The following is a 22,568-nucleotide window of genomic DNA, read 5'->3' as shown; positions in this document are numbered from 1 at the left end:
TATATTTAGCCCCATTTCACACTGTGATTGGGGCTTTTTGTTAGGGATAGGAAGCAATAATAAATGGTAAACATAAAAAAAATGAAGGTTGCGGCAGGATTAATGCTAGCAATGGTGACAAGCTTTACTAATGCAAGTTCTCTTAGTGAAGTATTCACTAACAACGAGCGTATAATGATTGATGCGAGTCCAGACTTGCCAGAGTTTGGAAGAACTCCAAATATTATTATTCAGAAAAGTGGAGATAGTTCAGCTTTATTATCTTTAGGCAATGGGTATGACTTAAAGGAAAATACCCTTGCTAGTTTGGCTGTTTCTGATAGTGAAGTTAGCATACTCACCAACGATCCGGGTACGTATTCGATATCATATTTTTATTTCTATGGAGATGAAGATCTAGCTAGGTGGGGCGATGAAGTTGTAGCTTTTTTAGAAGAAGCTTATTCGGTAGCACAGACGGATAACCCAGCAATAATGGAAATTTATTCTGGTACGGAATCTATAACACTTTCAGAGCTCTCAGTAGTTGAAGGGGAGTTTCAAGTAAATGTTGTTGAAAGACGGTTTGAAACGCTGTTAATTCCTCAAACCATGATAGATAACGTGCCGGGTAATTGGAATATTAGCACTGAAAATACAATTTATTCATCAGTGTCTTATTTGGCCCGTTTAGTAAGTGCAGATGTAAGCCTGCTAGCCGATGTAGAAGAGTTTACGAGCGGGCAATGGGCGCTTCCCTTCGTTACTGATTATGAATCCATAAATTATGCTTCAGGGCCCAATATTGTAGCAGATCTTACTGGCAATATTTCTTCTGGATTAGGAATGACAGTCGCTAATCAGATAGAATTTGCGGCTTCTGAAGTTGACGAAAAAATTGTTCTTTCCACAGATGAATATAGGCATGAATATTTACCTTATGGAAGAGATGGTAAAGAATGGGAAGTACTTGTAAATGTTTATGATGGCAACGAACTTCGATATTCGTTTGCAGGGGTGATGATCAAAAAAGATGACAGTACGGAAAATTTTACTAAACACCTAACGACGCAGTTTCCTTTCATTCAGAATGGATTTCTCAATGGCAGAGCAGCCGAAGATGACGCCCTTTTAGATTGTATAGGTGTTTTTGGTTATGTATTCAATAACGACAATAGCCTAGACCGCGGTTTGACGTGTAGGTCTTATTCACCATATATATACACAGGTACTCGCGATTGGGAGTGGCATGTAGATAGTTCTGATACAGTAACCTTACAACTAACCAATACTAGCGGTTACTACAAAAGTAGAGTTCGCTACTGGTACCCTATTGCCACTGATTCAACTGGATTAACGCGTGTACTAGAGCATAGTTACGCGAGCATCGATAATGATGGAGATGGGTTTGCGGATACAGAAGGTAATTTTATAAAATCTAGAATAAATTCAATTGGTGTTCTAGATCTTAGTCGGTACGAAGATGAATATACAAGTGCTGGCTTTCAAGGCGATCACGATGGTGATGGAATCAATGATAGTCAAGACGAAGACGATGATAACGATGGAATGCCTGATTTATTCGAAAACTCATTTAGCCTGAATCACCTTGAAGCATCAGATGCTTCAGATGATATAGATGGTGATGGTTTAACAAATTATGAAGAATACTTATTAGGAACAGATCCCTCTAGTTTGGATAGCGATTCGGATGGCGCTTCTGATGGTGATGATCCATACCCATTGGATGCCAATATTAGTGCATCGAATCAAATTTTAGATGCTAAGAACTTATCTGATATAGATGGTGACGGAATAAATGACTGGTTTGTTGCACATCAGGGAATTGGCGAACTCATTGTAAAAGTATATTCGGGCGCTGATGGAACTCAGATCAGTAATTTGGTTTGGACTCAAAGCTTCACAAATATATCGTTTGAGATTATCGATGATACAAATGGTAATGGCGCACAGGAAATTGCGGTATTCGGTTATATAGAAGAAACCAATGGATTACCTAAATCTAGATTATTTGCGTTAGACGGCTTAACGGGAGATAGAACCATAGTCCACACTTGGCCAGCGAATTGGTCAGCCCCATCATTCTTACTTGTGGATGACGTAAGTGGTGATGGCATTAGAGACATTGCAGTGCAAGGAATTTTTAAAGAGGATAACAGGCCTCAACTTTTTGTTAAAGATAGCATCACAGGTGATAAGTTGGTGGTTCATTCATACCCATCGATACAATCGGATACTGTCTATTTTCAGCACAGCGATTTTACTGGTGACAACTTTGGTGATATCGGACTTTATGGACGTCTTAAATCTAACAATAAAGTACAAATTAAACTATCTGATGGTGTAGATGGTGAAAAGTATACTTCGTACACCTTTCCTGATAATTGGTCTAATACGTCATGGCACAGACTTTCTGATATGAATAATGATGGAAGTGACGATTGGGGGTTATTTGGTACGCGCAGAGATGATGGTCGAAGTCAGGTCTTTACAAAAAGCGGGAAGGACAAAGCGGGAACATTAGGCATTTACAGTTGGCCGGAGACATCTAACTCCTCGTTTCATATTGTTGATGATATGAATAATGATAGTGTAAATGAACTCGCTGTAGCGGGCTACCGAAGTGATATTGACAAATATCAGATGGTAATTAAAGACGGAAAAGATAATAACATCACTCTTTCAAGTATAGGGTGGCCGGATAATTGGACCAATGAGACCGTAGAGTATTTAGGTGACCTAAATGGTGATAACGTTGCTGAAGTTGCTATTTTTGGGCAAAGAGAGGTCAATAATCGTTGGCAGCTAAATATCAAGTCGCTGGATGGCTCGTCATACGATCAATTTGAATTGGGTGCCGAGTGGGATGAGAAACCTGACTACATAGTAATTAATAGTGCTGTTGGTATGAGTGTTTTTGTATACGGCATGTCGGGCGGAACAAGCTTGTCTAAAATGTTCTAATAGTTTGAGATAGGGTAGCGCTAGAAGGTATAGCGCTACCATACCAAATGTCACATCTTCTTTTGGATAAGTATGTCGTCTGCAGGTACAGTTAGTTGCTTAAAGTTGTAGTCTCCACTAACCGAAATATCAGATGGCAAGATGTTCACCGGCTTATTAAATGGGTTTGTGAAAACAATTCCATTTTCATACTCTCGATAACTTATTAAAACACTATTATTTATACTCAGCGCATTCAGTGACAACGCTTTGCCATCTGAACTAGCAAAACAGATTTCCTCCGATGTCATGTCATCCCAGTAGAACCAACTGGTAAACGCTTCACTACTAACTAAACTAAAGCGCGCATCCTCTTTATCAGGCTTAGCTATCAAAGTTGCAGTAGCTTCTTTTCCCCCCTGTTTTGTTGCATCGACACTAACAGTTACTGGTCCCCCTTTAGGTGAAACACCAAAGCAATGCTCGCTAGAAACTTTATTATTTCTAAAGTTAAGTGTGGGAAACTCTAGATGCGCTTTTGATGGCTTACCTACTTTGGTCTTTACCGAGATAGAAGCGTCCGCGGCATAGTGCTTTAACTTGCCAATAGGCTTTCCCAAGTCTCGAAGTGACTTAAACTCTGGCCATTTTTGATAATGAATACCTCTAGGACGATGGCCGGGAACAATGACTGTATCAGTCATCATGGCTGCCACTACGGTTAATCTACGGATATTGTCTGGTGGAATTTTTCGCTTTCTATCTTCGGTCCAATATTCCGCTAATCTTACGTAATTTAAAGATGGTTTTTGAGAAAATTTAGACCAAAAAGTATAACGGTTTAGGCCACTTGACCAATGCTCTAACGTCCCATCTTCGTTATTTGGCCACCCTTCACTTTCCATACCGTTTAGTATGTGAACAGCCTTTTGATGAATATAACCACCATCCGCTAAAATAAGCTTGGTATCTTTAACCTTATTGCGTAAAGCGCTAAGAAATTGGTAAACGCCTTCTTTATGCCATAGATCGTAACTAATTTCATCTTTGTCAGGAAGGCCATCTTGGTTGGCGTCAATGGGGCCAGGGTAGCCACCAATCTTAGGTTGGTGGTATTCAGTTAATACGTCTAAAGTGATACCGTTGAAAAAGCTCATATCTTGCAATAAATATGTGCCTAGCTCATTACCCAAGCGATTGGAAAGTCCATACTCAGAGCTTTTTGTAATTCCTCCATAAAACCAATTATATTCCCATAATCGTTGTTTTACCGTTTTATCAAATGGGCCTTTGGCAGCGTGAAGTGCTATGTAAGCTTGGCCTTTATCAAAGGCTTGTTTTCCTTGCTTTAATAAATCACGTTTTATCGTAATTGTCTGTGTAGCTGGATCGACTTTGATAAGTTTCGCATGTTCATACTTATCCCAATTTAGGGTGCCATCGGTATTTTTATGAACAAGTACCACATCATCATATACACCATCCTGGATGGCACGATTACGTTTAAAAGCTTTGACATCACTTACACTAACCAAACTCGTAGAATCTTTATCGGATATAGAGGTAGTGTTAGTAGTACCGAGAAGATACAAGAAGTCGGAAGCTTTCATATTCTCGGGCGCAAACGTCGGTAGTCTAGAGCGCCCATTGAAATGTAACAACATCAACTGGTCGGGATATTGCTCTCTAAATAAAGATAGAGTAGTTCTAGTATTCTCTTCGAAAGGACGTACTTCTTCATTCAAAGCTTTAAGGACAATACCACTAGCGGAACCCCACCGTTTGATCCAAGCAGCGGATTTCTGTGTTCGTAAACTGCCTTCCGCATACCTGAAATTTACAGTCGTAAGTTCACGCTCATCTTCAAGAACAAACGGAGGTAGCTCCGCTAGCACACTAAAAGAGAGTGAAAAAAGAATTATCGCCGAGCAGGAAATTTTCATAAAGACTCCATTCTTTAATACAGGCCTAAATAGAGCTTACTTAATAAGCTCTTCAATCAAATTGATACGTTCAGTCGAAAACATTTGTCCACTTATTTTACCTTTTAAGTTTGCAAAAGCGGCCTTCGATTCAGGGATGGATTTAATGATAGATGTTACTATCTGCGTAAAGTCGACATTGGTTAATGTCTGTTCGTAATAGTTTTGTTGCTTCTTATTAGTTATATCTTCAATAAGTGAATCAAAGGATTCGATAGGGTAATCATCATTAAACGCCGTTAGGGCATCAATTGAACTTTGTTTGTGAGCCGCAAATTCGTCAACTGGAATTAAAGAATAACTTCGGGTTCCAGTAGAGATTGATTGCAGGTGCTTATCTATTTGTCGGCCAATGTTGGGCTCAATATCAAATTGATTTAACCACCTTCTTATCTCTAGAGCTTCTAGCGTATAAGAGGGGTTAACGCCTTTGACCGCGTCAATCTCAGCTAAATCGGATAGGGCGGGGTTGAGAGTATGTAAAAAGTCTTTTACCAAGGATTGACCAACGTAAGCCGAAGGAGAGTAAGCTCTTAGCGTAAATCGTTCCACCCCAATATCATTAATTAACGGGCGCAACATATCTAATTGCCACATGGCTGAACGACTGTTTTCACTAAATAATTTTGTTTCACCGTGTCGTTTGACGACTTGGTTATAATCGGATTCTAGTAATTCAAATGGAGGGCGAATATACCCAATAAACTGAGCGTTAGGGAAAAGAGTGGCAAGCTCGGGAAGCTTCCTCATAAACATTTCCGATGAAAGCAGTAGCGTATTACAGTTGTTTTCTCTACATTGCTCTTTTAGTTTAAGTTTATTCGGTCTGGCTTGTTTCAGCTTGTCGTCTTTCGGATTCTTAAAAATTGACATTGCATTACCTGAACTTATGCCATTTTTATCAGTACCATGTTCAGGGTAATATATACGTTTTGTTTTCAAAACATCTCTATTTTCCAGCAACCACTTCTGAATTGCAGATGTGCCAGTTTTAGGTGGCCCAAAGTGGATGAATACCTTCGCCATTTTATTCCTCTGTTTAACTATTAAGGTAAGCCGTTAAGCTACCATAAATTTTCGCTCTTGATGGAGCCTTAATGTCAAATTTATCCATGTTAGTCATCTTGGTAAGACACAAGTAGTCACAACAATAGACTTGGTTGAAAGGTGTGCTATCTTTAAGCATAACTAAGGAAAGTTATTCGAGATACTAAAGGTGAAGTTTTCAATGACTGTCCTAGTTTTCCATAATTAACTAAACGGTATAACAATGAAAACTAATAAAAAGTTCGCAGTATCAGCGCTGGGCCTATTATTTATGACTCACTCAGCCATATCTCAAGAAGTTATCCCTCATATATTTACCCCTTCTACACCAGCGAAGGCCTCTGAAGTAAATGAAAACTTTGATGTGCTGAATCAACGCTTAACCTCACTTGAACAGCATTCTTTAGGGTTAAAACTTAAAGATGGTTATGAAACAATTGAGTTAGATTGTACTGCAAACCCGGCAGCCCTTAATGAAACGTACTTAGCGAATTGGCAGCAAAAACAACTAATCTTTGAGATTGCAGGATCCTGCTACGGTGATATCGCACAGCCGCGTACAGAAGATGATCCTGAGGTTCAAGTCCGCGGTCAAGATGTGATAATCATCGGTAAAGACGAGACAGCTAAGATAATAGACAACGATATCTCCGGTAAAGTTGGTTTATTGGGTGGTTTTGGTGGTGGCTTATATCTTAGTGATTTAACGATAGAAACAGAATCTGATTTTCCCGTCCTTTATTCAAGAAACGGCCAGGGCTCTTTGACTAATATCACGATTAAAAAGATAAACGGTACACCGTATTCAGGCCTTTGGGTCCAAGAAGGCGCTCAGGTGTATGTGTCCGACCTCAGTATTGAAGGGTTCAATACTGGTATCTATGCTACAAATGGTGCTTTAGTAAGAATAGTCGGCGATGTTGCGATCACTGATGTAGAAAATGGAATTTCGTTGCAAAACGCATTCGTGCGAGCACAAGGAGATTTCAATATTAACGCTTCGCAAAGTGCAGTATCCATGGATATCGCATCAGGTTGGATCGGTTGGGATACATCAATAACTGCGGAATCTGGAAGAATTGATATTTCTCGAGGAAGTAGCATGGTGGCGGGCCTAATCGATATCCCTAGCTCTTCAGTTAACCTGTACAGCTCTACTTTTGAAGCATATTCATTAAATGCATCAACCTTTCTATCCGTATCCAGCGATAGCACATTGTCTAACGCCAATGTCTCTGTTTTCATGGATTTGCAGAGTGGTTCTAACATGAATATGAGTAACTCTGTTACTTCAAACATCATGGTTCAACATGCATCCACTCTAGGCGCATGGGGATCGACCATCAACGAGTTAGAGGCTAATAAGGGCGCATTTGTAGAATTTGGCAATGTTACTGTTCAAGGTAATGTTCGTATGTATGAAAATGCTTCATCTTATATTAATGAAACGATATTCGAAGAAGGCTCTTTCCTGAATATAACGGCAAATGCTCAAGTGAACATTTTTGGTAATAGCACTATCTCTGAAGGTCAGATCTCGTGTTTCGGTGGTTACGTCAATATTGAAAATGTAGACGTGAGTGATTTTAACAATGGCTGCCTTGATGCATTGGGTGTCCAAGAAATGATCAACGCTTTTAAGCAAAGTAGAGCGAACTAAGTAGGGGGAGCGGTCATGGAAAAAAGATATTGCTCAGTCATGGTGGCGTTGTGCTTTAGCAGTGCTATTGCAAGTGCGCAAGACTTACTATGGGACGGTGGAAGCTGGGATAGTGCAAATTGGCAGACAGGCGGAAATAACGACTACCTTGATACTGACGGAGACTTGGTTTTAAACATCAGGGATGAAGATGATGACAATGACGGTGTTGCCGATACTAATGATGTATTTCCTCTCGATCCACTAGATTTTCAAGATTCAGATAATGATGGGCTAGGTGACAATGCAGAGTTAGCACTAGGTCTAGATCCATTTAACGCTGATAGTGACGGGGATGGAATTACAGACGGAGAAGACCCATTCCCCTCCATAAATCAGCCCGTTAAAAGAGTACAGTATGCAACAAATATTAATGATGTAGATAATGACGGTGTTGCGGATCTCGCATTAGTTTATATCGATTCTATAGGTAAAATTTCAGCAGTAGTCATGAATGAGGTAACAGGTAGTCAGATTCATGAAATTGGCTATCCTGGGCGATACAACTCAGTAACAGTGCACAAGATTGATGATAAAAATGGTAATAACGCACAAGAGTTGGGCGTATTTGGAATTTACGAGGATGAAAATAGTCCAGCCGGCATGAAAGCACGGTACGTAGTTAAGGATTCACTAACGGGTGACACCTTAAATACTTACACTTGGCCAGGTAATTGGACAGGGATGGCGCTAGTCGAACTTAGCGATCTTACCGGGGATGGAGTACCAGAACTAGGCTTGCAAGGCCATTTTGTTGAAGAAAATCGCCCTCAGCTGGTGGTAAAAGACGGCGCTACTTCAGAATCGCTACAAACTTACAGCTTCCCAGATTTACTCCATGACCCCTTGTATACACAATTGAGTGATATGACTGGCGACGGTATAGACGAAATTGGGCTTTATGGCCGTCTTAAATCAAATAATAAGATACAAATTAAAGTGGTAGATGGTACCGACTCAACCAATCGTTTGCCAGCTTATAACTTTGCAGACCTTTGGGACGATGTTCAATGGTTAAAACTCTTTGACATAGATTATGACTCCCAAGTTGACTTCGGGATGTTTGGCCGTCGCAAAGATGATGGTAGGGTTCAAATTTTTACTAAAAGTGGAATAAGTCGTGTGGGCACGTTAGGTATATTTAGCTGGCCTACTGAAATGACGTCACCACAGGTTTTAGTTATTGAAGATTTAAATTTTGATGGTGTTGAAGAGCTAGCTGTTGGAGGATATCGAAATGATACGGAGCGTTACCAACTAGTCATTAAAAATGGCACCAATAGAAATGAACTTATGTATAACCTTAGCTGGTCTGGAAGCTTATCTGAGGTTGCTTTTTATGAATTGGGAGACATCAATAGTGATGGGGTTCATGACGTTGCAATAGACGGATTAAGAGCATCGGGTGCGTATGAGATTAACATTAAAGATTTGGATGGTAATAGCATTGATGTAAAAGTATTTGGAACAGACTGGCAAACAAAACCAACAATGTTTATATCACCAGATATTACAGGTGACGGCTACACTGACATAGTCATTTACGGTGAAAATCAGCAAGGTGAAAGCAAGTTAGTAGTCCATCCCCTTGTTTATTAAATAATATGATCAAACTTGGTAAATCTTGTATAGCTATTTTTAGCTTGTCTAAGGTTTTAAGTTGGATTACACGCACAAGAAGGGCGGTTTATCCGCCCTTTTCTCGTCTAAATCCCGCTATATTTTTCTTAGTGAAGATGAGTTGCTACGATTTTTCCGGTTGAACCACTGTATAGCGTAACAACCGCTTTCCCATCAATAGACAAACCAGTTAGAAGCAAATCTGAAATCATATCGCCATTAACATTCTTTACCTGTTTCAATTCAGGTGCTTCAAGCCAGTTACTACCGAAGCGGATAGTGCGAAGGCTAGAGGTGGAACTACCATCAACAATAAGTAGTTCGTTATTGCTAGTGGCTCTGTTGGTTCCTTGCAGTGCAAACTCAGGATAGCCGTCATTATTCATATCATCGAATGAATGAAAAACCACATCATCCCATTTGTCAGCCCAGGTGTAGGTCGCTATTAGCGCGTTTCTATCTTGACCATCTTTAACTTGAATTTGATTACGCATGGTATCTGGGCGCCAGCCTGCGACAGCCAGTTCTGCAACATTATCTGCAGTTAAATCTGGTGTAATAAGTAGTTGTGGATTATCCATTTCAGGCCATGCATAAGAAGCAAGTAAACCTTTAATTTCTCTCGCGTCTTTGACCATTAGCATAATACGACTGTCTTCGTTGCTTTTACCGAACAGCCCCCAATCCGCTAGCCCATCACTGTTCATGTCGAAAAGTTTGTTCCAGCTGATATTGTCCCATCGGTCAGGATAGTTGTAAGCGGTAAACTTATTATCTGCGTCACGACCACTAATTAACTTTATCTGTATTTTGTTATTATGTTTTATACGACCAAAAATAGAGATTTCATCTACACCATCGCCATCAAAATCACCATGTTGAAAATATTGAGGTGAATTATAAATGTCTGGGAAGCTATAGGTTGCGTAGTCATCTCTAGTGTCGCCATTTAGAACCTTTAACTGTGGCCGAGAATCCTCTTTAAATTTACCTTCTAGTGCCACTTCCGGAATGCCATCTCCATTGAGGTCGGAGAGCACTTTAGCCGAACTGTATTTCCAGTTTGCTTGCCAATTAAAGGCTTTAATAGCATTACCGGTTACAGCATTCTTTACGAATAATTGAGCTTTACCAGCGTGTTCTTCATTTTGACGTATACCAAACAGAGCAATATCAATAGTGCCGTCTCCATCCATATCCGGCAGAATGTGCAGTCGAATAGTAGATTGAACGTAGGAATTAGCGGGCCAAATCACGGTATTTAATTCGTTGCCGTTAAGCGTATCGACAATTTTCAAGAATGGCGCATTATTTTCAATTGAAAATATGCCAACTTCATCTCTGCCGTCATTGTTAATATCGAATAGTTTATAAACAGAAACGATAATATCAGTATCAATGGTATCAGGCGCTAAGGGAGTATTATCTAGTTTATCATTTATCCCATCGCCATCAGAGTCTGCTACAAGTGGGTTTGTACCAAACTGAAACTCGTCAAAATTCGTTAAGCCGTCGTTATCCGAATCAATGGCTGCATCGTTAATAAGCGGGTTTAAACCTGCTGAAATTTCGTAGGTATCGGGCATGCCGTCGTTATCGTCGTCAAGGTCGCACGCATCACCTAAAGTGTCATCATCAGTATTGATCTGCTGTTCATTTGCAATAGAGGGACAGTTGTCGAAAGCATCATCTATGCCGTCGTTATCTTGATCAGTTTCTGGCGAAGAATCTCTGTAGCCTGAGAACATAATATTATCGACGTAAAGGCCATCCCCTGGCATTGCGCTGTGTAAGCGAAGCACGAGTTTGCCCGCCCCAAAAGTAATAGTAGGAATAGTGATAATAGAGCAGGTGTTTGCACTTACATTATATGGATATTCAACCACTTCTTGCTGAGTTAACGTGGCTAGAAGCGATGCTTGCTTATTGACTGAGGCATTGCAGACTTCAACAGATATTTCAGAGACTTGTTTTGGAATATAAAACGGGTTTATTACTACTGGCTTCGCACTATTTTCAAGATAAAGCTGTGTATCTCCACTAGCACTGACAACCCGCGTTGCTTTTGTTTCTCCAGTATCAACTAATTCAAACCCTGGCTTATGCTCTGTATTTTCAGTTAGCCCATATGTAGTTCTATTTAAGTTGCCATTAACTATCCCATGCCCCAAATTAAACCAATCAAAGGTGTTGGTAGATTGTCCCTCGGCCGAAAACTGATTATCAAACAAGTAATTATCAGAATTTCGTAAATTTTTAAGGCCACCGATATCTGAAAGGTTATAGCCATGCTCTCTTCTTTCGATTGCGTTAAAGTGGTACCAAGTAGACTCTACGGTATCGGAAAATAAATCTATGGTGCCATAGTACATTTCATGTACATCTGAATGCCCCATTTCATAAAGCTTTTTTGATGAGCTTCCGGAAATGTGCCGCCCCGTAAGCAGGAGATCAGAAGTTTGCCAGTAGTTATCTAGCCATGTTATTCCCTGCCAGTTAACCACACCATTGTCATTAAGTTCGGGGTTTACATCAAAATCTGAATATATCCTATCGATAAGCCCCCAATCGTGTGGGTCCAAGGTTGTCATTTGAGTTACAGGCATATCGGCACTTAACAATCGTTGCGCTAGTTCGCTGTTAACAACGGTTCCACGGCTGTGACCAATTAAATGAATAAAGTCAAAACTATCGATACTTACGTTTAATTGCAATTGCGCTATAGCGCCCATTAGTGACTGACTAGATGCCTCAGAGTATCCTGCGGATAAATTGTTCGATAGCTCTGCCCAGTTATGGACAACAATATGATGCTTTGCGCCTTCTAGTAATTCACCGGTTTCTGTAAGTGAACCCGAACTAGGGTTAAAGGTCCAAATTTGTGTATTGCCAACAAGATTCATCGACCTATTTTGAATAGCTTCAGCCATATCGCTAGGCCAATCTTCCAAAGTACCCGAGAAGGTATAGCCGTGGCTTATTACCGTTAAATAAGAGGTCGTGGAACCTAGTAAATTTACATCTACTGATGATTCAAACACATTATTTGAAGCCAGTTCATTTTCTACGTTAGGTGCAGATATACTCACTTTTAGGCGATGATTCCCTTTAGTAACAAAGCAATAGTTAGGGCAATGGCTAGCACTATAAGCTTCTTCAGGAACAGTAAGAGTTAAGGTTTCTTTTGCTGTAAGTGAAGAAATATTCCAAGTATATATTTCTACATTCTCAGTTGTATCAGTTAGCGTAACGCTAAAGGCACTGTTAATGGGTACTGTACTGTTATTTTTGATACCAACTTTAATGTTTGTATTTTCCCCAACAATCGGCAACGGAGTAAACTGTAATATGGCCCCTTGCTCTATGGCAGTAAAATCAATATCGGGAACGTCAGCTTTCAGCACAGTTAGTAAATCAGAGTCCCCCGTTCCCGAAGAGCTCGAAATACCTGAAATAACGGCATCAAAATAATACTCTGGATCGCCAGATGCATCATCTGTATACACCGCATTCCAGGTTGCCTGTGCGTATAGCTTATCGCTAGTAGCATCACTTTTTATTGTGGTTACTATAGATTGAATAGGGTCGTCACCTACTATGTCATCTTCATAAATTCGAAAGGTAATAGTAGTGCCTTCGTCAAACCCAATAACATCGGCAAACATACCGACACTATCACCCGCAAGCCTCTGCAAAGGTGCTTCCCAATATACATTGGTTATTTCTTGCTTGGCTGTAACTACTACTTCAACTAAGTCGGAGTTGTTGTTTTCAACAGACTCGTCAATTTTAAGGTTATAGTCGGCATACACTCCAAGGTAGTAGGTGCCTGCCTCGGCGGAATTAGGGATAGAAACATAAGTAGTTTCTGAATTAGTACTGCCAGCACCAATAGAAAACTGACTGTCTTCATCTAAACAGCTATCGCCTTGCGTAATAACCGTATCGGTAGACCAATAAACACAATGCTGAGAGCCGCTACCAGTAGATACCTGGCCCTGATTTTTAATAGTGTAATACACAGTTGCTGCATCGCCCGCTTCAAGGGTTAGGTTGCTTAGCGATAATGAAGAAACCACTAAATCTGGCTTTTTCTTCTTTACAGTGAAATGCCATGAATGTACTTCTTTTATCGTTCCATCTTCTATATAAGCGTGAAGCTCGTACTCTCCATCTGCAGTAATCGAGTAGTCGCAATCTGGAGTCCAATCGCCCCAAAAAGAAGTTTCACCCTTGCTGCTTCTAGACTCACATCCGGCAATAGCATTGCCGTTTTTATCTTCGAAATAATAGTGAGTACCATAGTCTGTATCTTCAACGCTAAAGTTGTGTTCCCCGTGATCAACATCGTAAGTTAGCGTAACGGCGCAAGAGGTCCATCCGTTTTCCTGAGGCCCACAATGCGTACCATTAATTGGAAGAGAGAAGTCTTGTGAAAACGCATGCAAAGGGAACAGAAGCACTAATAGCAATAAATAGCGCCTCATTTGCCAACTCCCTTTGCATCAAAAATGTCTATGTACATTTCCCACTGAGAATTTATATCGGTGCTGCCGTTACCGCCTTGCGTATTTGATTTCTCTTTCGCAATGGCCTCCCTTATTACATTTATTGAAACAGCATCACCGGAATTTACAGAAATTAACTGGTTGGCATTAGAGATAGCTTTTGCTATGCCGGTAGATATAGCCGAGCCTTTATCTTGAACTTCATCTGTAACTAAGGGAGCAAAATAGAGCTCTTTAGGTGAAACCATAACTACATTGTACTCGGCCTTATTAGCAGAGGAGGAAGTAGATTTTAAATACAGCTTTTCTTTATACACATGATGAGGAATACCAAAAAAACGGTCGAGCACCGGCTTTGTGCCGAGTGATGCAGAAACAATAATAGTGACTAAATCATCACGAAACCTTAAATTCCTTTCCAGCGCTTTTAGTTCTGCAACTGCTTCTTCCTGTATCTGTGCTTCAGTTTGAGTTTGAGCACTTTGATGTAGGGCTACTTCAACTTTTTGTTGTTTAAAACTATCAATTTGTTCGGTTGTTATTAAAAGTGTTTTTTTTGTTCCACCTAAGGCGTAGGCGAAGACATAAGCTACGGGGGCGCCATCCAAATCATAATAAACGTCTTTCACCATAAGCGTTTTGGTGTTGTGGTAATTCCACGCGGTTGTATCTGCTACGAATCTGGCAAGGCTACTTATGCTACTTTGCGAGTGCTCTTCCTTTAACGCATCTTCCACCTGGGCGTATGCGTTAATATTCACCAAGCCATAAATAGCGACATAAAAAAGAACGGAAGAAAGAAACTGTAAAATATTAGCGCTTTTAACGGTGCTGAATAGATGGAGGAGAATATTTTTCATATAAATGTACAGCGCTTTTTTGTCTATAAGATGGATTCGATCCATTGTTAGCAATGACGTTGCGCAAACATGAGAACATTCGTTGGATGACACGTCTAAACGCTAAAGGCGAATAGGAAAGGTAACAGCTCGTCCATGAATATACTGATGAAAGTGCGAAGAACAATCCTTGTCTTACAGGTGTTTTTTATTATTGAGAATTTAGATAGATTATTAATTGAAATAAATTTGGGGTCAATTGTTCGGGGGGAGTTTATAGGAGTAGAAATACATACTTAAGGTTCTGGATTTATATTTATTCTCTTAGGCTTCATACTTCCTTAAGAAAGATTTGGATAAAAATGGATAAGCTAGTTACTATAAACTTAGAGATTAAAGGGCTTTCTCTTTCCAAGTGCCGCAATAACTGAAAGATGATTTATTCTTTTGGGGCCCTACACTTCACCTAGTTATAAGGTGAACATGCATTACCTAGAATCCTTCTGTAAACTGGGTAAAGAAGGGATATGTGTTAAGCGTTATTAGAACTAGTGTGTCTTGGAATACCAAATAAATAACTGATACCTAATTTCTCTTTGTGCGCATATCCACAAAACAATATGAAAGTTAGAATCTGACGGGTCGACTCAGCTAGCTGGTTTTTCCAGTACCTCTATCGGATTAGGTTTGAGCGAGATTCACTTTCAAGCTATCTAGTTTTTCCCAGTGAGAGAAGCACCTATAAATAAAGTCTCTTTCGGAATGAGCATTTTTTATTAAAAGACTATGTGAGGCCAACCAATCTATGCAGTCTTTACCGGCTAATTGCGCTGAGATTTTTTGGTTATAATCTTTAATCCCTAACTCTACTTCTTTTTGTAATTTGACCTGTGTTAGTAGCGTAGCAACCACTAAGTTAGTTTGATCGGTACTCTGCTTTAATAATTCCTCTGCTTTGTTTATTTCGTTAGAAGTCAAATATAGAGTCGCAAGCTTGATAACGAGTTGCTGCACAAAACCTATTTTATCTATACCCATATTAAGGCAGTTTTCTGCTTGCACTCGATCTGAACGGCCTAAAAAGTACTGGGCTTTAGAAGTATAAAATACTGGGTTTTTAGGGTTGTCATTTATAGCTTTATCGAAAAAATACTCTGCTTTGCTTTCATTATTCAAGTTCTGATAACACTGTGCGAGATACATACTCATATATGGGTAATACTCGCCTAAGACAATAGTCATTTTCAATGCTGAAATAGATTGTTTAAAAAGGTTTGCCCGAAAATTCAGAAGTCCAAATTGCAACCACAACGATGAATCGGTAGGTAGGTTACATTCGATGAACGTCTTTATTTTTTGACTAGTGTTTACATCAACATAAGAAGGCGGAAGAGTTTTTAACCAGCTTAAAATATACTTTTTATCAGTATTGCTTGGTAATTCGAAAGAATACGGTATCTCCTCTCCCCTTTTTTCGAAACTCTTTTCTACGTGTGTTTGAAGTTTTTTCTCTAAAGAGATAGCAAAGTTACTTGGTAATGAAGAGATGGAGTATAATAAAGGGCTTTCATCTGAAGCCTTAAACTCCGCTAATGCTAGTAACTTTTCCCACATACTGTCGAGTTTGTAACGTAAGCTACTCGATAAATTAGTCGAGATACTCTCAGCAGAACTTTCGTTCAAAAGACGCTTGTCAAAAGGGCTTTGAACATTAGAATCAAGGTTAAATCCGAAGCGTTCATTTAAACGCTGTATAACAGGTGCATTGTTAAAAAGAGCTTTTTGCGAGGCAAGGAGTACTTTATCTGGATTCAGTTGTGTGAAAGTTAGAATACGATGGTTATAAGCTAGCCACATGTTAGCGGCTAACTCCGGTTCTATCCAAAATTGGAAAGCTGCTGCATTTCGATTGAAGTGTGGGAGTTGATAAGCGAAGTCACGACTATGTCTATGGAGTAGAGATTCAATACAGCTTGTCCAATGGCGAGCGACAAAGAGAAATTGCCCTTGCGAGCCTAAGGCTCTGTTCCACTCTTCTAGAAATAAGCATGCTCTGGGATCTTTTACACCCCAATGATTTTCCTTACTATTGCGTGTGGCGATATACTCGTTGAGAAACCCCTGTTCAACTCGCAAATGCGGTGTGTTTTGAAGCTGCCAATTAGTTTCGTTTTTAGCTAGTTGTTCGTCATGTAAACGAACAACTGGCCAGTCCTCGAAGTGCCCATTTGTGTTACTAATATTCCCAATCATAAGCTCATTACCCATATTTAGGCCAGCTCGATGAAGTAGATGTGATGTGGCTGATGTCGCACTCCGATGAAATCCTGTGCAGACGAGAACTTTATTCATATCTAGTATAACTACCGAAAAAGTGTGACGAAATTTTCAATTGAGCTTATGAATGTTTCTCTAGTAAAAGTTTTATCACTCATCTCCAGAACGCACCATTTACCCTTGTATTGCTCTTTAATTTGGGATGCTATTCGTAAGTTATAGCTAGAAGGCGAAGCAAAGTTGTTTAAATCTACTTCTGAAATATGGAGATGCTTTGACTTACCTATAAAATTGTCGCATAAGGTTTTTTGTTCAAAGTCACCAGCCAAAAATTGGCAACCCGTATCAAAATGCCTAACAACGCGGGTGAGTTGGAGCTTAGAGAGTAGTGTTTCTGTTTGGTCCAAGGTATTAAGAAGATTACAACCATAGTAACTAGGAACAGTTTCAAGGGCGAAATAAACTTTATGCTTGGTGAATATACTATCTATGGAAGTAAGTACTTGAGCTAGTTCTTTTTCATTGTAGTTACTGTCTTTTCTTAGGCCTGGGCTTCCGAAAACCGCACACTCTCCTTCCAATGAAGAAAGTAAACTAGCAACCTTTTCTAAGTGTTGTAGAAAATTACTTTTTTCTTTTTCGTTGCCTAAAAGTGCAAGATCATGTGCCCCAAATGTTATTGCTTGAAATGAGCTTACCGTTAATTTGTGTTCACGAAAGTAGGTTTTAACTTTGTTAATAGCGTCGTGGCTACTAGCTTCTTCCCATGAGTTAAAAACTTTAAGTGGTGCTATCTCAACTCCGGTTATACCATTTTGAAGTAGCTTTTCAATGCACCATTCAGTCTCTTGTGATGGCCAACCTAAATTGCTTACCGATAGTTGCATAGTATTTCCTAGGGCGTTTTATATAAGTTTTAAGCCTAAATCTCGCCGTGAACGTAGCGCTCTAAATAGTCACATACTTTTTGCGCGGCAAAGAAAATAGTGTCAATTTTTCCTGAGAATACAGAAATCATGCGGTCGTCAGTTTTAACATAACACGAACGATCATCATGCTCACCAAGCAGTTTAGTCTTTATATTTAATTGCGGAGAAACATATTCGAAATTATCAGAGAAGTCGGGAACAAATTGTTCCACATGCTTTTGCATTACTTCAATTTTTGATTGTAGTTCGGCGTTTGAAAACTCGCGTAAGCGCTGTTTAGCTTCAGCAGAAGTATCATACTTTCCAAGCGGAGTATGTTTTACACTTGATAATGTGTAGATTCCCTTTTTTTCTGTGGGATAAATAGAGCACAGTGGGCCATCTACCATCGTAATAGCTGGGTACTCACCTTCACCCATATAACGGTAATAAAGCAACAAAGTTGGTTCATAAAAGCAATCGTAGTCTATGTCCGTAAGGTGCCCCCAGGTGGCATCTATTACAAAATCGAACTTCTCGCCATCGACCAATACTCCTTCGTCTGTTTTTTCGGTGCTATTCACCTTAGTATTTAACCGTATGCTGCCTTCAAGTTTTTGTTTGAAGTGCTTTCTTGCTTCTTCAATCAAAAGAACGTGTTCATCTACCTTAAGAACGCCATCAACATCTTTCAGATACTCGGGCCACTCATTTTTCCGCAACTCCTGAAAATGAATACCAGATGAAAACATGATTAGGCGATAAGTGTCGAAATCAACTAAACTGTCGTACTTTGGCACTACATAGAGATTATTAGATATTGGCTTTGATAAAGTCGGGTATCGCTCAGTAAATCTCGCATAACCGTCGCGAGATTGAATTCTAGTGCGATTATGTCTAGCGTAGTGAAACCCCAAGTGCAGTCGAAACTGATTGTTACCAGATGCTTCCCCGAGAATATCACTGTTCTTTTCAAAGATGTTTACGTCACATCCCATAGCGTCCAACATCATACCTAAATGACAACCGTACCAACCTGCACCGATAATGGCGACTTTTGCATCCATGTTACTTCCTACTGTTCTATCTTTTTAATCTGCAAAGTACTGACTAATAGCATTTAACGATTCTTCTGCTGAGACTACATAACCATTATGGCCGCCAAAAAGCGAAGCGTATTTACTTTTTACGTTGTAGTGAACCGGGCTGGCAGGTTCAGATGAAGTAAGTTGGCTTTCATCTCGGGTAAGTGGTGCAATATCAATTATCTGCTTAGTTGTAATAGGCTCAACACTTAAATTTACTAAATCAATATCGTTATATATAACTGTATTTATATCTGTATAGAGGCGCTGTAACGGATACCACTGAAGAGAAGAATCCGGGTTAATTGTCTCTAGTATATTTTTGTTTTTAAGATCGAAAATAACATTTTTAGAAAGGTTACTGGCCACAAGACCTTGAAGCCGAATAATGTGCACCTTGTTGAATAACAATTTTACTTTCTCTTCTGCGTACAACCTATTGGCCCCGTAAGCATGGATATCGGCATTAAGCACAGTGTCTTCATCTGAATTCAGCGGCGGTTGATAAACGTCTACCGTTGAAATAAATACGACTCTTTCTGCCTCAACATTCTCAAGATGAGAAAACAAGTTATCTATTAGTTGCTTATCTTCTTCCGGATTTTGATTCGCCCACCACTTTTTTGCTTGAATAGCTGATATGTAGAGCGTTTTGAAGTGTTTGTTGTGGATATCTTGAATATTCTTTGAATTATATAGTTCGGTATCTGTTTTAACGAATCGAAGTAAGTTTTCACCAACGAATCCAGTAAAACCTATTAATGCATTCATTTACTAACTCTCTAGTTTTTTAAAAATAAAAGAGCTAGCTTCTTCAACAAAGTGCTCTTCATCGATTGTATAAGAACTCTCTCGATCTGATCTATCAGCATCCACAAAGTCTGACTTTCCACTGAAGTAAACAGACTCTTCATTGCTATCAATAAAAAGATGTGAGTCATAAAGATCTTTATGGACATGACTAGTCGACATTGTGACAGAACTCCCGTAAATAAATACGCTCTTGTCCATTAACCATCTGTATTTAACTAGCCCTGCGCCCCAAGGTGATATTATACAAAGGCTGTCACGTATATGTGCGAGGCTATTACCTAAGTTCTCAAAAATACATGTGGTAACTCTTTGAGGGTTGGGTACGCTTGATTTAATTAGCTCTGCAATCTTTTTTTCTTGCTCGTAGTGGCCATCAAGCCGTCTGACATCACCTGAATCATGATCTAGCCATTCAGGCAGTTTATTCACACCATCTATAACGAAATCAAGATCGCTACGTGTCTGAGTCAATTTTTTTATAAGAGAAATATACAAAGATGCTTCATTTTCGCAACTTCTCTTTCCTACACGGAGAGATAAAATTATTTTATTTTTAGGTTTGGCCAGTAGAGGCTTAATTCCAAATTGCTCTAAAATTAAAGCCCTATTAAACTCTCTGCTCATTCTCGAGTCACTCAATGTGATTACTATTGAATCATCATCTTCGGTATTTAAGCTAAAAATTAGATCCTTTCTACGGAGTGAAGTATTACGTATTAGAAAATCAGCCAATTTATCTTTATTAAAGAAAAAGTTATTTTGTAGCAATACTTTGGGTTTATTATTTAGTCTAACCAGCTCATTGTAATTAAGAAGGTTACTAAATACTGATAGCTCGTTCCATAGCGAGTGACCGATATGGTTCAAATTCGGAGTAGTAATAATGACTTTCTTCGAATCCTTCTGTACCTGAAAGCTAATATCAAGGAAGTTTTGAATAGCACTTTTAAATTTTTTATTGAGCATCCTGGGTATGCTATTTTTTGAAAAAGGAAATGCTTTATTAGACTCAGAATACTTACAGTATAGAATTCTGTTTAATTTGGGTAAGAAAAGAAAGATAGTATTGATTGGCTGTTGAAATAAAGGCTCCATTTGAAAACTAATATAAAACTTATTTATACCTTCGCCAAAAACAAATAAATTGCCACCAAGTAAAGACGAAGAAGTTTCACGTTTTCCTGTGTAAGGGGACCAAAACTCGAGGTACCCTTTTTTTATGCAGTTTTCTAGAAGAAGTTTAGGGTAGTCGCCAGGTGTTTCTGGTGAAAGAAGAGGAGGCCTCTGTGGCTTTAATGTTGCACTACTATATTTTTTATCTAATTGCTCTAAGTGTAACCCTGAAATTGTGTAGCTTGATTCAAGCTCATCAACGCGGGTAACCGTACTCAACCTAGGGTCTTCTAAGAGCGGAATAGAGTTCAAAAAAGCATAATGTTTAACAAGGTTCTTGATGGCTTTATTATGTTGAAAGCTTAGATGTGCTCTCCATATTATCTCGAATGCCAGCTTTTTTCTCTTTTCACAATACTCGTTTACGAATGTTATTAATTCCTCTAGTGGAGCTTGTTTAAATAGTTCGAAAATATGCTCAGCCACGTACTCATATGTATCGTCAGTATAGATGAGAGCTTCTGCTCTTGCTAATCTACTAAATTCTATGGCTTTTTGATTGATAAACGGCCCATTGGGCCGCTTTTTTTGTGCCTCGTTCATTAAGGCGCTGGCAAGAGCTATTGATACTTTTTCTAATTCCAGAGCAGCGTCTCTCAATTCATCAGCACTCATATCAGAAGATATGTAAGATATGTTGCCTACAAGGCTCCTTATGCTTTGGTTTAGCATTAACCTACCAAACTCTTTTAAAGCTCCATTAGACCTGATTGGAGTTCTTAATCCGTTAACCAATGTTAAAGCTCCTTACTTCCATTTTTAAGATTCGCCACATCTCCTTGTACTTTCACTTCAATGAAACAGTTAGCGATCTCAAGATCGCTCTTATCAAAGTGGTAAACAAACCCGCACCGCCCATCAGGGTGAATTCCCTTTTCTTTTAAATCTGGTCTGAATAGGTCTGCGTCTACTACTTTATGTAGAACTTTGCTAATATATATCTCTATTTTGACTGGTCTGTTATGGTGTATAGATTTCGCCCAACCAGCAATAATAGAGTTATTAAGTGCATCAACGGTTCCTATTGATTTAGAGTTTCGAGTCAGATCCAAATAATCCTTAGGGTTAGGCGTTATAAAGCTGATAGCGTCGGCTCTGTTAGACGATAACTCTTTGATATCTCGGTTTATTTTTAAAAGGGCATCTATAAAGTCTTCTTTATTCTGTAGCGCCTTCTCGGCGGAAACTAGCATGACAGGTTTATCTGTACTGGCCACAAACTTTACTATTTTCTGATAGTCGCTGAGTGCATTATTTAGTCCAGCACAAATGTCAGCTTGCATAGAAATATTGTTACGATTAGCAATAGCAAAAATATCTTTAAATATGAATATATAGAAAGGGTTTGGAATAACCTTTTCAATCGTGTCCAAATAATTCAACGCTGCGGGACGCTTCCATGCCCACAACTCGTGCTGTGCAGTATATCTATTGCAAATATCATGAGCTAATTCGATATTACTCGACTCGAATGCTTCACTCAATAAAACATCTTCGAAAACTGGAGGGTTACTCTTCTCACCAGTAAATATTCCTAAATGATGCAATGCTCCTGCCACTAATGAAGTGCCGCCACGTGCAGAACCTACAACGACAATCTGTCGTCTTTCAGTATTCAGGTTATCGATGTTAAGAAATGCAAAACCTTTATTCTCTAGTTGCTCAATTCCCATT

Annotated in this window: 13 protein-coding genes; 3 read left to right on the top strand and 10 right to left on the bottom strand. The window is 39.3% G+C overall.

The features are described from left to right. The first annotated feature begins 63 nt into the window (after positions 1-63). A complete protein-coding gene (locus AAC006_RS16970; RefSeq protein ID WP_208806291.1) occupies positions 64-2,964 on the top strand; it encodes a hypothetical protein in 2,901 nt (966 codons plus the stop codon). A gap of 50 nt (positions 2,965-3,014) precedes the next feature. Here the strand turns inward: AAC006_RS16970 and AAC006_RS16965 are convergent, their stop codons facing one another. Further along, a complete protein-coding gene (locus AAC006_RS16965) occupies positions 3,015-4,886 on the bottom strand; it encodes a hypothetical protein (protein WP_339891976.1) in 1,872 nt (623 codons plus the stop codon). A gap of 36 nt (positions 4,887-4,922) precedes the next feature. Then, entirely contained in the window at positions 4,923-5,951 is a 1,029-nt protein-coding gene (locus AAC006_RS16960; protein ID WP_126871771.1) for a hypothetical protein, read from the bottom strand. Between the two features lie 244 nt (positions 5,952-6,195). Between AAC006_RS16960 and AAC006_RS16955 the strand changes: the two genes are divergently transcribed. Continuing rightward, a complete protein-coding gene (locus tag AAC006_RS16955) occupies positions 6,196-7,632 on the top strand; it encodes a hypothetical protein (protein WP_126871772.1) in 1,437 nt (478 codons plus the stop codon). Between the two features lie 15 nt (positions 7,633-7,647). After that, complete coding sequence (locus AAC006_RS16950; RefSeq protein ID WP_208806293.1) at positions 7,648-9,270, top strand: hypothetical protein; 1,623 nt, start codon at positions 7,648-7,650, stop codon at positions 9,268-9,270. Positions 9,271-9,398: 128 nt separating this feature from the next. Here AAC006_RS16950 and AAC006_RS16945 read toward each other — a convergent pair whose 3' ends face one another. The 8 genes from AAC006_RS16945 to AAC006_RS16910 form a co-directional block, all read right to left on the bottom strand. Continuing rightward, positions 9,399-13,778, bottom strand: a complete 4,380-nt coding sequence (locus AAC006_RS16945; protein ID WP_126871774.1) for a CARDB domain-containing protein — start codon at positions 13,776-13,778, stop codon at positions 9,399-9,401. Then, positions 13,775-14,659: a hypothetical protein gene (locus tag AAC006_RS16940; RefSeq protein WP_339891972.1), complete on the bottom strand. Its 885-nt coding sequence runs from the start codon at positions 14,657-14,659 to the stop codon at positions 13,775-13,777. Before AAC006_RS16940 ends, AAC006_RS16945 begins: the two co-directional genes overlap by 4 nt. Before the next feature lie 660 nt (positions 14,660-15,319). Continuing rightward, positions 15,320-16,906: a hypothetical protein gene (locus tag AAC006_RS16935; protein ID WP_339891971.1), complete on the bottom strand. Its 1,587-nt coding sequence runs from the start codon at positions 16,904-16,906 to the stop codon at positions 15,320-15,322. A gap of 95 nt (positions 16,907-17,001) precedes the next feature. Beyond that, on the bottom strand, positions 17,002-17,802 hold the full coding sequence (locus AAC006_RS16930) for a TIM barrel protein (protein ID WP_339891970.1): 801 nt from the start codon (positions 17,800-17,802) through the stop codon (positions 17,002-17,004). 35 nt (positions 17,803-17,837) lie between these two features. Beyond that, positions 17,838-18,890: an FAD-dependent oxidoreductase gene (locus AAC006_RS16925; protein WP_339891969.1), complete on the bottom strand. Its 1,053-nt coding sequence runs from the start codon at positions 18,888-18,890 to the stop codon at positions 17,838-17,840. A gap of 24 nt (positions 18,891-18,914) precedes the next feature. Beyond that, positions 18,915-19,679, bottom strand: coding sequence for a hypothetical protein (locus AAC006_RS16920; RefSeq protein ID WP_339891968.1), 765 nt, complete (start codon positions 19,677-19,679; stop codon positions 18,915-18,917). A 3-nt stretch (positions 19,680-19,682) separates the two neighbouring features. Continuing rightward, on the bottom strand, positions 19,683-21,629 hold the full coding sequence (locus AAC006_RS16915; protein WP_339891967.1) for a hypothetical protein: 1,947 nt from the start codon (positions 21,627-21,629) through the stop codon (positions 19,683-19,685). A gap of 2 nt (positions 21,630-21,631) precedes the next feature. Further along, positions 21,632-22,567: a hypothetical protein gene (locus tag AAC006_RS16910; RefSeq protein WP_339891965.1), complete on the bottom strand. Its 936-nt coding sequence runs from the start codon at positions 22,565-22,567 to the stop codon at positions 21,632-21,634. Between the last annotated feature and the right edge of the window lies 1 nt (position 22,568).

This window comes from uncultured Alteromonas sp. (assembly GCF_963976965.1).
GTDB lineage: Bacteria > Pseudomonadota > Gammaproteobacteria > Enterobacterales > Alteromonadaceae > Alteromonas > Alteromonas naphthalenivorans.
This window is presented reverse-complemented; position numbering and strand designations above follow the sequence as displayed.